This is a genomic window from Paraferrimonas sp. SM1919 (assembly GCF_010993985.1).
In the GTDB taxonomy this organism is placed as follows: Bacteria; Pseudomonadota; Gammaproteobacteria; order Enterobacterales; family Shewanellaceae; genus SM1919.
The window spans coordinates 54969-67357 of record NZ_WINH01000022.1; the positions used below are offsets into that span (position 1 = coordinate 54969).

A 12389-nucleotide genomic window follows, 5' to 3' on the forward strand; every position below is an offset into this window, starting at 1 on the left:
CTCTAGAGCGCCGCTTCTACATTGTCGACAACGACTTTGAGATTGCTTACATTAGCAGATTCAATTTCAAAAAATTCCAATGATTGCGGTCTAGATACTGCATAGCCTTGAATATAATCAATCCCAATCACAGCTAATTTATCAATAATCTCTTGGCTTTCCACAAATTCTGCGACGGTAGAAATTCCCATTTCAGAACACACATTGTGTATTGAAGAAACAATAGCACTATCTTTATTATTTATATGTATATCCCGAATGAATTGACCATCAATCTTAACGTAATCAACCTGCATCTTTTTTAAATAATTAAAACTGGCAAAGCCACTCCCAAAATCATCTAAAGCTAAGAAAAAGCCATGACTTTTCAATTTCTCTAAGGTATTGCTTGCCTGATATTGGTCCTCGATCACACTGGTTTCGGTCACTTCAAAACACACAACAGATGCAGGGAAGTCATATTGTGTTTGTGCTTGAATTATTTGCTCTGCTAAGTTAGCTAGTGCCAATGAATTGGCCGATAAGTTTATAGAAATACAAAGATGTTTCCAATAATGGGGATGCTTAGCTAACCACTTAAAAGACTCCTGTATAATAGCGATATCGATTTTAGCCATCAATTTATAGCGCTCAGCAGCTGCGATAAACTGACCAGGAGGTAATAACCTATCGTTTTCTTTAATTCTTAATAAGATCTCTAAACGTCTACGCTTATCTTTGCTCGATAAAGGTGAGATTTCTTGATAGTACAAATGCAGTTTTTGTTGCCCTATCGCGTCTGCAATTCGAATTGCCCAACTTGCTTCATTTTTTTGACGAGTTAAATTATGGTCTGAATCATCAAAATAGCTTACCTTATTCCCCCCCCTGCTCTTAGATACATTACAAGCAATTTCAGCATCTTTTAAACACTCTAGAGGGTTATCTTCGGCAGAGATAAAAGTCACCCCAACGGATAAACCAATCTTATATTTGGTGCCATTATGAAGGAGTTCATAGCTTTCGATTTTTTTAGCGCATTTACTGAAAAGGTTTTCAATTTCCCGTGGTTCTTGATTAGCAATCAATAAAGCAAACTGATCTCCTCGTAATCGCGCGATAGTATCATGCTTAGTGAGAAATGATTTCATTAACGTTGCACTGTCTTTTAAGACTCGATCACCGACCTGGTGGCCGCAACTTTCATTAATGATTTTGAATTGCTCAAGGTCAACAAAACATAAAGCATAATGGCTATCATTATCTAACTTTGTTAGTCGTTGACTAAAACTTTTAGCGTTTAAACAATCCGTTAAATCATCAAGTAAATCTTTTTCCTGTAACTTCTTCTCTAATGTATATTCTTTTGTAATATCTTTTAGAACTATAATTCCACCCAAGAACTCATGGGTTTCAAAGTTAGGTTGCACAGGGTAAAGCTGCATTTGTACAATATGATTATTTAAGTTCCCCTGAACTTGAACTTGATGGGAGAAGTCGCCTCGCCACCATGCATGTAATCGGGAAATCACTTCTTGCTGTAAATCATCACTTAATAAAGAGTCCAAACGCTGGCCAAGACTGTGGCTTGGGCGCAAATTGAATATTGTTGAAGCTTTATTATTAATAAATTCGATATCACCATTTTTGGCAATGACAATAATTGAGTTATCAACATGATTAAGCGCAGTAATACTTCTATAGCGAAGTTCAATCAATTTTTCAGCAATTGTTTTTGTATATTTGGTAATGGTGGCAACCTCAGTTAAGTTGCCATTGGTTGCCAATGAAGCTTTGTTATTACCTTTTGAAATGTCTTCTAAATAATCAGCTAAATGCTTAATTGGCAGTAACACAAACCTGGTTGACCAAAAATTAAATAGCAAGAATACGAGCAAGGGTAAAGTGACACTCATTAACCCATAAAAGAGTTGTTGATCATTGTAATTACCAGAGATCTTAGCCATGGCGATGACTTCTGAGTTTGTATTAAATGCATTAATACTCAAGATGTCATATTTTTTTTCTTGTGAACCAAGGTTTTGAATAGGGGTGACAGAGATCGCAAGGTTGGAACTGGCATTGAGTTTTGTTAACAATGGCACTGGTTTATTATAAATGAGAATTCGACCATTATTTAATACCTTCAACCCCAAAACTTGCCAGTAGCCCCCCTGCTCATGCAAGCCTATGCGGGTAGATATTTCTGCTGCGGTAATCTGAGAGATTAATGCCTTAGCAGCTTTGGGCTGTTCACTTTTAAGCAATTGAGTAACACTGTAAACTTGATAGCCCGTAGTCATATCAGCACTGCTGATGGAATTGAACCCTTGGGGCCAATTTGCGAATTTAGTATCATTTAGCTGCTTAGAAAGGGCTTTAATATGCCCTTCAACAAGACTCATTTCCTGTTGGACTGTATCCTCAATAATTTGGACATACTGCCTATTTTGAGTATGAATGGTATGGTCGAGATATTCACTGTATTTATAAAAACCGGAATAGCTTACCAACATCAGTAATGGCAAACAAACCAACCAAAAAACCAGATTGTAGCTTTTTAACATTCTCTGCGCTCCAATCGCAACAACCATCAAAATGAATGCTTTTTAATCTCTCTAACATACCCGAGCTTCTATAAAAATCAAAGACCTATTTACAAAAAAGGTCGCCAAATGGCGACCTTATTAATTGTGAGTATTTACTTATGATATTTTACTGAGCGCTCATTCACCGCTTTGATAAAGGCTCCTGCATGCTCAGGATCGACATGCTGATGAATACCATGGCCTAGGTTAAATACATGACCAGTTCCCTGACCATAAGAAGCCAGTATGCTTTCAACTTCCTGCTCAATTCTTTCTGGTGAAGCATATAGCATACTTGGATCCATGTTACCTTGTAAGGCAACTTTATCTCCTACACGACGACGAGCATCACCAATATCAACCGTCCAATCTAAACCTAATGCGTCACAGCCAGTCTCAGCCATCGCCTCTAACCATAAGCCACCGCCCTTAGTAAACAAAGTTACTGGTACCTTGCGACCATCGGCAAAACGAGTTAAGCCATCAACGATTTTTTGCATGTAGCGTAAAGAGAATTCACGATAAGCGCTATGGGAAAGAGCGCCACCCCAGGAATCAAAAATCATTAACGATTGAGCGCCGGCAGCAACCTGCGCATTAAGGTAAGAAGTCACCGAATCAGCTAACTTATCCAATAACAAATGTAACGCTTGAGGCTCTGCATACATCATGCGTTTGATTTTTTCGAAAGTCTTAGAAGAGCCACCTTCAACCATGTAAGTAGCTAACGTCCAAGGAGAACCTGAAAAGCCAATTAAAGGTACTTCACCATTTAATTCTTTACGAATAGTTCTTACGGCATTCATTACATAGCCTAGCTCCAGTTCCGGATCTGGCACAGCTAATTTCTGAATTTTGGCCATAGAGTCAGCGGTTTCGGTAAACTTAGGACCTTCTCCAGCCTCAAAATACAAGCCTAACCCCATAGCATCTGGGATTGTCAAAATATCAGAGAATAGAATTGCAGCATCCAGATCATAACGGCGCAATGGCTGTAATGTTACTTCACATGCTAGTTCCGCATTTTTGCATAATGACATAAAGTCTCCAGCTTGAGCGCGTGTAGCCCTATACTCTGGAAGATAGCGACCAGCTTGACGCATCATCCACACTGGAGTTCTATCTACCGGCTCTTTTAATAGTGCACGCAAGTAGCGATCATTTTTAAGTTCTGTCATTACAGCTTTCCCAAAGACTATACATTGTAATTTTTCGTGAAGTGTACCACTTTTAACCATAAATAGCGTTAACAATGTAGGGCTAATAGCTCATATTTTCATAGACTATATTTCCATTTTAGCAAGTGAGTTTGAATCACTTTTATGCAATTATAATGCTTGATTCCTTGCTCAAATTGCATAATCTATACATAACGATAAGTCTGGTAGGAAAATGTCATGCTCAATAAATTAGCTCAAGCTAAAGCCAAATGGGGGGGGTCCAATACTCTCATTGATCATTGGTTACAACATCGAAGTGAATTACTTACCAGTTACTGTGAACTTGCAGGAATTCCTCCGTTTGAAAAGCATGATGCTCTTCCTCCTATCGAGAAAATAAAAGAATTCAGTAACTTATTAGTTGACTATGTCTCAGAAGGTCATTTTGAAGTTTATCAGCAACTTGCTAAAGCTTACGAGCAACTTGGGGCTCAAGTCAAAGAGCATGCAGATCAGCTTATAGAACAAATTAATCCCACTACAGACATGGCCTTAGCATTTAATGATCATTACGCTAACTGTAAGTCCGCTGAAGAGTACCAAGGTATCGATTTAGCGTTGTCAAAATTAGGTGAAGCTTTAGAACTTAGGTTCGAAATCGAAGATGCTCTGATTGATATCCTAGCTTCAATTGCAGCCTAAGAATTCAATTGCGATAGCCGCTTTCTGGTATCTGATTTTCATTTATCTTTATAATGGTTGTAATGTTATAGGTTCATTTTTAAATGAACTTAATATTCAAGCTATCCTTCCCACTGCTCTCTTAACTACAATTCTAGAACAGGTAACTATCTGTGCAGGTGTGACTTCATCGCTAAACAAGCCTACCGCTGCGACCAAGCAGTATCTATAGCCGGCAAAAAAAGTATGCATTTGTTCAATTGCTGCTTAAATTGGTGTGCTTAGGATAGTGCAGCGCCCCATACTCAAGATAATGATGCAATTGTGCCGCTTTCAGATTCACTTTTGTGCTTAATGCGATTAAATTACCAGCCCATTATCAAAACTAATCCTCTACATTGATAAGCGCTACAAAGTAAGCTAAGCGACCTGACAATGATTTTCTGGCAACAGTGACAAAAAGTAAGAATTATCTTAATAAAAAAATGCCAGTCAGCGATTAACTGACTGGCATTATACCATTTACCATGTTTTGATTATCTAATCAGAACTTGCTTATACGGCTGATTGGAAAATCACTTCTGCAGCTTTTTTGGTGTAGCTTGCCATCTGATCGAAGTTTAGGTAACGGTAGGTATCCGCTGCGGTAGCTTCAATCTTAGCGGCGTACTCTTGGTACTCGGCAGGTGAAGGCAAACGACCTAAAATCGATGCTACAGCTGCAAGCTCAGCAGAGGCCAAGAATACATTAGCACCAGTACCTAAGCGATTCGGGAAGTTACGAGTAGAGGTTGATACCACTGTTGCCTTATCGGCAACACGGGCTTGGTTACCCATACACAGTGAACATCCAGGAGTTTCGATACGAGCACCAACACGGCCATAAATACCATAGTAACCTTCTTCGGTTAGCTGGTCTTTATCCATTTTCGTTGGCGGCGCAACCCATAAACGAGTTGGCAACGCACCTTTGTGCTCATCGAGCAGCTTACCCGCGGCACGGAAATGACCAATGTTGGTCATACAAGAACCAATAAATACTTCATCGATCTTCTCGCCCGCTACCTCAGATAAGGTACGAGCATCATCTGGATCGTTTGGCGCACATAGAATTGGCTCTTTAATGTCCGCTAGATCAATCTCAATCACTTCTGCGTACTCAGCATCAGAATCAGCTTGCATTAGTTCTGGCTTCGCTAACCACTCTTCCATCGCTGTAATGCGACGTTCGATAGTACGACGATCACCGTAACCTTCAGCGATCATCCACTTAAGCATAACGATGTTTGAGTTTAGGTACTCACGGATTGGCGCTTCGTCTAGCTTGATTGTACAACCAGCTGCAGAACGTTCTGCAGATGCATCAGACAGCTCGAATGCTTGCTCAACGGTTAGTGTTTCTAGACCTTCAATCTCTAGGATACGACCTGAGAATGCGTTGATCTTACCCGCTTTAGCAACAGTCAGTAGACCTTGCTTGATAGCCGCGTGAGGGATGGCGTGTACTAGGTCACGTAGAGTGATACCTGGCTGCATTTCACCTTTAAAGCGAACTAGGATTGATTCAGGCATATCCAGCGGCATAACACCGGTAGCAGCAGCAAAAGCGACTAGGCCAGAACCTGCTGGGAATGAAATACCTAGTGGGAAACGAGTGTGCGAGTCACCACCAGTACCAACGGTATCAGGCAGTAGCATACGGTTTAGCCAAGAGTGAATAACACCGTCACCTGGGCGAAGTGATACACCGCCACGGTTCATGATGAAATCAGGTAGGGTGTGATGCGTGTTTACGTCAATTGGCTTCGGATAAGCCGAAGTGTGGCAGAACGACTGCATCGTTAGGTCTGCACTAAAGCCAAGACAGGCAAGGTCTTTTAGTTCGTCACGGGTCATAGGACCGGTAGTATCTTGTGAACCTACGGTAGTCATCTTAGGCTCACAGTATTGGCCTGGACGAATACCCGCTACGCCACATGCTTTACCCACCATTTTCTGGGCAAGAGTGTAACCTTTACCCGTGTCAGCCACGTCTGCAGGTAGCTTGAATACGTCAGTAGCACCTAGCCCTAAAGCAGTACGAGCACGGTCAGTTAGACCACGACCAATAATTAGTGGAATACGACCGCCAGCACGAACTTCGTCTAACAACACTTCAGTTTTCAGTTCGAACTCAGAGATCACTTCGTCAGTACCGTGGCGCTTAACCACACCTTGGTATGGGTAAACGTCAATTACATCGCCCATCGCCATTTTTTCAACTGGCATTTCGATTGGTAGGGCACCCGCATCTTCCATAGTATTGAAGAAGATAGGTGCAATCTTGCCACCAAAACAGAAACCGCCAGCACGCTTGTTAGGTACATAAGGGATATCATCGCCCATGAACCAAAGCACTGAGTTAGTCGCTGATTTACGTGAAGAACCGGTACCTACTACGTCACCAACGTAAACAAGTGGGTGGCCTTGTGCTTTTAGGCTTTCAATAGTCTTAATTGGACCGATTTCACCCGCTACTTCTGGCTCGATGCCGTCACGCGCGTTTTTCAACATTGCTAGCGCGTGTAGTGGGATATCAGGACGTGACCATGCATCAGGTGCAGGGGACAGGTCATCAGTGTTAGTTTCACCAGTAACCTTGAATACCGTTAGAGTAATTTTCTCATCTAGTTTTGCTTTCGCTTCAAACCACTCGGCGTTTGCCCAAGACTCGATAACTTGCTTAGCAAAAGCATTACCGGCTTTCATTTTCTCTTCTACGTCGTAGAAAGAATCAAACATTAATAGAGTGTGCGACAATTGCTTAGCTGCGATTGGCGCTAGTGCCTCATTGTCTAGCAGTGCAATTAGTGATTCAATATTGTAACCACCTTGCATAGTACCAAGCAGCTCTACAGCGCGCTCAGCAGATAAAATTGGAGAAGTTGCTTCACCGTTAGCAACGGCCGCTAGGAAACCTGCTTTGACGTATGCCGCTTCATCAACACCCGGTGGAATACGGTTTTCAAGTAGGTCTAAAATTACTTCTTCTTCACCAGCGATAGGTGCTTTAACAAGTTCGATTAATTCAGATACTTGTTGAGCATTTAATGGCTGTGGAACGATCCCTTGTTGTGCACGTTCTGCAACGTGTGCGCGATAAGCTTCTAACACAGTTTTTTCCTCATTATTTAAATAGGCTTACAGCCAAGCTGCAATTCCCTTTGGTTCTGTATCTTAGGCTTGTGGGGATACATTGTTTTAGGTGCTATTTTTAGCAACTTGCAATCATTATTGTTAACTATTGCCCCAACTCTTACGGCCTAAGCTTAGGGGCAAATAGTATAATTGAACCGTTAAAAGAATTGAACCAATTCACACGATAAGTTAACAAAATTTGTGTTCGTTAATTATTGCTGAGATTTAAAACTGTTTACCCAAATATAAATAAAAAGCCCTATCTCCAGTGTCTGCTGCCCCAAAGGCTAAAGCTACTGGCCCTAAGGCTGTATCACTTCCTAAATAAAGGCTACTCGCATAAATTAAATCATCAGTCCGCCAGGGCTTATTTAATTGCCAAAGCATGCCACTTTCTGCTGATACCCCCAAATATAACGGCATCTGTTTTAACCCTAGGGTATCCTTTCCTAAATCATATTGATAAATGACAGCAGCATAAACCTTATTGGGTGCAGCGTAAGCATTGCGAGTAAACCCGGAAAGTCGTAAAAATCCACCTAGATCAGCATAATCACTTGTGAGTTGCGTTGTCGTGTCTGAATATGAACGCGAATAACTCACCTTAGCAACAAGTGCATGGTTGTTTATGCTGACCGCTCGCTTCCAATCTACATCAAGTTGCCAAATATTTTGTCTCAAAGCAGTAGCATAAGGCCGAGATAAGTTTTCTTTTTTGCCTGTTAATTTAATGTGCCACTTACGCCCTTCGGTAGGAAAGTTCAAACTGTTTAAATTATCATAATCAAATAACAACCATCCCCCTAAGGAGTTGAAGTCCCACCTTTGTTGTAATAGGGTTTCAGGTTGCTCATACACACCATTTTGCCAACTAAACCCCAAACTTAATTGACTATTTTGACTGAATTTAACCCCAATACTGGTGTCGATTTGGGCTAAATACTTGTCGACTTCTAAACCAGTAAAGCCCTCATCAGATTGCAAAATATTTTGCCGCTTTCGATTTAAAGTGGCTGAAGACAAGCTAAACCAATTTCGAAAGCTATTAAGGGGTTGATAAAAACTACTGATTAAATGCCGATCTTGACCAACTCTTAAAATGTTACGCCACTCTGCACCATTTTGATTCAATTCAGTTAATGTATAGGCGAGATCTAATTCAAGGGTGGCGGGGTTATCAAAACTGGATTCTGCACTTAAGCCTATATCAATATAATTCGGCCCCCATTCTTTCTCATAGGTGCGAAAGCCTAGCTGACAAGAGTCAATAAAATACGCTTCTACTTTCTGGAAGCGATTTAAACTGTATAACATATTGATGGCTGCAGTCACTTGCTCATTAGTCACTTCCTTTGCAATTGTTAGCCCAGATGTTGCCAACAAAAGTTCATCCGGTAATGGATTGTGCCCATATTGCTCAAACTTAACTGCACATAAAATTGGTTGTCGCTGCCAACTGTTATTAAATTGTCGTTTTTGTTGTTGATAACGTTGATAGTGTTCGTTGCTGACGGAATATTTTAATAACTTATCAATGTTCTGATTAGCAGCACTGATACCCAACTCTAAACTTTCATGCATATTGGAGAAATCACTTGTTCCCAAATGACCCACCATAGGTCGAATCAAAATATCGTTATCGGAAAGCAATAATTTTTGAGCGTTAGTGGTACTGATTGTCAGAAAAGTTGAAAGCTGCCCTAGTATGGCTACGGATGAATTGAGTTGTTGATTATTTGCGAGTTCCGCTCCGATATCTACAGCAATAACGATATCGGCGCCAAGCTCTTTTGCAACATCCACCGGCATATTATTGGCAATACCGCCATCTACCAGCTTTCGACCTTCAAACATGATGGGATTCAATACCCCAGGAACCGACATAGAAGCTTGCATAGCTTTAACAAGATCACCTGAATCGAGAACAACCGCTTCTCTGGTGGCGATATCTGCAGCTACTGCTCTATAGGGAATAGCAAGGTTATCAAAAGAGCCAAATACGGGAGGAAAGCCAGCGCTACTATTAATCAAGCTAGCCATAGTCTGACCTTTTAACACCCCAGAAGGCAACTGAACAGCAAAATCGTTAAAACCGATATCTACTGGAAAGTTGTGTTGATCCCTATGATGCTTATCTCTTACCGATAAATTCTCCCGAGCAATTCTATCGCTAAATCCCTGCTCCCAGTCGGTATAAAGCATAATCTGCTCGATTTGAGCAGCATTGTAACCAAGGGCATATAAACCACCAATGTAGGCACCAATACTTGTTCCGGTGATGTAATCTACAACAATATTATGCTGCTCTAGAACTTTCAAAACTCCAACATGAGCAGCCCCTTTAGCACCGCCACCACTCAATACTAGAGCAAGCTTCGGCCTAGCATGAGCATTACATGCAATAAAAAAGATACTTACTATAATGACAAGCCAGCGGTACAAGATATATCCTTATTAAATTATAAATTACCTATAAAAAATAGTATGTTACAGCCCTCTTTGCCACTCTTCTCTGAGGGCAATACTATGAGGTCTTTGTATCGCTTGTTGTACTTGGGCAAGCAGCAGCGGTTTATCCTTACCTAAGGTGCCCTTGAGCACTAGGTAATTAGATGCATGATCCGATCTGAATACTGTCTTTTTTAGCTCTAAGTGCTCAAGCAGCAACTTCATCTCAGCAAAAAGTTGCTGCTGATTAAGTTGTTGATAATAGCCATCAAATCCCTGCTGAAACCTATCCGTTCCCAACGGAAAGGAAACCACTAACGTCGACAAATACTCAGGTTGGGCAGCGTTCATCAGCTTGGCTGAATTAACTGCATGTTGCTCAGATAATTCAGGTCCTCCAAGACCATTTAAAATCATCACAGAGCGCTTGATACCTGCTTGCTGTAATTTATCTAAGGCCACTAAAGAAGAATCAAAGGTTTCGCCTTTTTGTACACGTGCAAGCACTTCATCATCACCAGATTCGCAACCAATATAAACTAGGGTTAATCCTAGTTGCTGAAGCTCTGCGAGTTGCTCAACCGTTTTATTTTTCAAATTTCTAGGCAAACAGTAACTCGAAATGCGAGTGATATTAGGTAAGTATTGATTGATCAACTCACAAATAGATTTGAGCCTATCAAATGGCAACATCATGGCGTCACCATCCGCTAAGAAGACTCGAGAAATATGAGCACCACTACCTGCTATAGTCTGTAGTTCTGACTCAACATCCTCTAACTTTTTAGGACGGAACTTCTTTTGCTCAGCAGTGTACATATCGCAAAAAGTACATTTGTTGTAACTACAGCCATTAGTGACTTGTAGGATCAAAGATTTCCATTCAGAAGGGGGACGAAAAACTGGTTCAATATAATTTAGCATACTGGCACATTAAAAATTTTGTCTTGTAATAACAACAGCTTAAATAGATATAAGTTATTGAAATAGAGGTTCACAATTGCTAATCTGATTTAAATAATTTTAATCAGGGAATAGATTTATGTTAAAGCTAATTTTAGCAACCATTATAATAATTGGAATGACTGGATGCCAATCCACACGCCCCACAACATATTCAAACTATGAAACTAATCTAGAATATGCAAAACAAACAGCAAATTTTAAATTCACTGAAAAGACAATATATCAACAGGCCGAATTAGGAGTCATGCTTGAATATGAAAACGTAATATATCCTGCAGATAATATCGATGTATTTATCTACCCCATTCTTAAAACAAACTGGTCTAATAGTGAAAGGGTATTAAGCAATGAACTTGATGACAGCTTAAAACAGGTAGATGCCGCTGTAAACCTAGGTCACTACGATTCACGCACGAAAGCAACAAAAACCTCTTTTAATGTAGACCAACTACAAGGTAAAAAAGCATCATTTAGTTTTGATAAAAATGGACAAACATACTTATCCAATACTTATATATTCTTAGCAAAAGACAAGTACATCAAATTCAGAACAAGTTTCAATAAATCATTGACCAATGATTGGGATGGCGATCAAGCAGTCACAGAAATCCTACCTACATTGCAGGTTCCTAACGAATCCGCTTATATGAAGAAGTTGCGACAAGAACATGCCCAAAAGCAGCTCTATAGACTATTAAGAGCGATCCAAGACAACAAAAATAAAGACAAAGACAAAAAAGATACTAGTAAAACATAATTAAATTAATAACTTATCTTAAAAAATCGAATTGTGATATTTAACATATCATACCAGCGAGAGACACTGTCAGGTGTAAGTAGTAATTTAAAAGGCGTCTACCAAACCACTTGTCCTTGCAGTTTATAAAAACTCTGACAGTGACGACAAAAGTACAGCAAGTATTTTTGTACAGCGCTAGCTGCCCACAGGGTCAACCACAGGGATGTGGTAAATGAATGTGATCCCACCCGCTTTCTCTAAAAGCTAAATTTCAGGCATAAAAAAAGCCTCAACTAAACGTTGAGGCTTTCTCTTATAATGGCGACAAAAGTACAGCAAGTACTTTTACACAGCGTTAGCTGCCCGAAGGGTGAATCACAGGGATGTGGTGAATGAATGTGGTCCCGTCCAAGCTCCCTGTAAAAGCCACCAAATTTCAGATACAAAAAAGCCCTCGCATTGCTGCAAGGGCTTATCTGTAGTGGCGGAGCGGGTGAGGAAGACCGAAACGAAGTTTCGCAGCTGACGAACACTTGCCATGGACGGCAAGTGGAGGGATCCACCAGGGACGGGTCAGGGCGTAAGATCCAACAGCCCAACTACGTAATTAACAAAGATCGATGTGAGCGACCGAGATTGCGCAGCAATCAG

Annotated in this window: 7 protein-coding genes; 2 read left to right on the forward strand and 5 right to left on the reverse strand. The window is 40.6% G+C overall.

Annotated features, from left to right (window positions below; all coding sequences use genetic code 11):
* Positions 1–2 precede the first annotated feature (2 nt).
* Together GFB48_RS13585 and hemE are read right to left on the reverse strand one after the other, a co-directional pair.
* On the reverse strand, positions 3–2546 hold the full coding sequence (locus GFB48_RS13585) for an EAL domain-containing protein (RefSeq protein WP_163936807.1): 2544 nt from the start codon (positions 2544–2546) through the stop codon (positions 3–5).
* Positions 2547–2680: 134 nt separating this feature from the next.
* Positions 2681–3745 (reverse strand): uroporphyrinogen decarboxylase, encoded by a 1065-nt coding sequence (gene hemE, locus GFB48_RS13590; protein WP_163936809.1) that lies wholly within the window; start codon positions 3743–3745, stop codon positions 2681–2683.
* Between the two features lie 219 nt (positions 3746–3964).
* Between hemE and rsd the strand changes: the two genes are divergently transcribed.
* Positions 3965–4429, forward strand: a complete 465-nt coding sequence (gene rsd / locus GFB48_RS13595) for a sigma D regulator (RefSeq protein ID WP_163936812.1) — start codon at positions 3965–3967, stop codon at positions 4427–4429.
* 534 nt (positions 4430–4963) lie between these two features.
* On the opposite strand, the gene acnB is transcribed toward rsd, so the two are convergent.
* The 3 genes from acnB to GFB48_RS13610 form a co-directional block, all read right to left on the reverse strand.
* Positions 4964–7561 carry a bifunctional aconitate hydratase 2/2-methylisocitrate dehydratase gene (gene acnB, locus GFB48_RS13600; RefSeq protein ID WP_163936815.1) on the reverse strand — a complete coding sequence of 866 codons (2598 nt, stop codon included), beginning with the start codon at positions 7559–7561 and terminating at the stop codon, positions 4964–4966.
* Between the two features lie 249 nt (positions 7562–7810).
* Positions 7811–10027: a patatin-like phospholipase family protein gene (locus GFB48_RS13605; RefSeq protein WP_163936818.1), complete on the reverse strand. Its 2217-nt coding sequence runs from the start codon at positions 10025–10027 to the stop codon at positions 7811–7813.
* Positions 10028–10072: 45 nt separating this feature from the next.
* On the reverse strand, positions 10073–10957 hold the full coding sequence (locus tag GFB48_RS13610) for a radical SAM protein (RefSeq protein WP_163936821.1): 885 nt from the start codon (positions 10955–10957) through the stop codon (positions 10073–10075).
* Positions 10958–11075: 118 nt separating this feature from the next.
* On the opposite strand from GFB48_RS13610, the gene GFB48_RS13615 reads away from it, so the two are divergent.
* Positions 11076–11756: a hypothetical protein gene (locus GFB48_RS13615; protein ID WP_163936823.1), complete on the forward strand. Its 681-nt coding sequence runs from the start codon at positions 11076–11078 to the stop codon at positions 11754–11756.
* The last annotated feature ends 633 nt before the right edge of the window (positions 11757–12389 follow it).

Excerpts from the sequence above, each read along its gene's own strand:
- GFB48_RS13615 (WP_163936823.1), top strand. The coding sequence starts at position 11,076 with ATGTTAAAGCTAATTTTAGCAACCATTATAATAATTGGAATGACTGGA.
- GFB48_RS13585 (WP_163936807.1), bottom strand. The coding sequence starts at position 2,546 with ATGTTAAAAAGCTACAATCTGGTTTTTTGGTTGGTTTGTTTGCCATTA.
- rsd (WP_163936812.1), top strand. The coding sequence starts at position 3,965 with ATGCTCAATAAATTAGCTCAAGCTAAAGCCAAATGGGGGGGGTCCAAT.
- hemE (WP_163936809.1), bottom strand. The coding sequence starts at position 3,745 with ATGACAGAACTTAAAAATGATCGCTACTTGCGTGCACTATTAAAAGAG.
- GFB48_RS13610 (WP_163936821.1), bottom strand. The coding sequence starts at position 10,957 with ATGCTAAATTATATTGAACCAGTTTTTCGTCCCCCTTCTGAATGGAAA.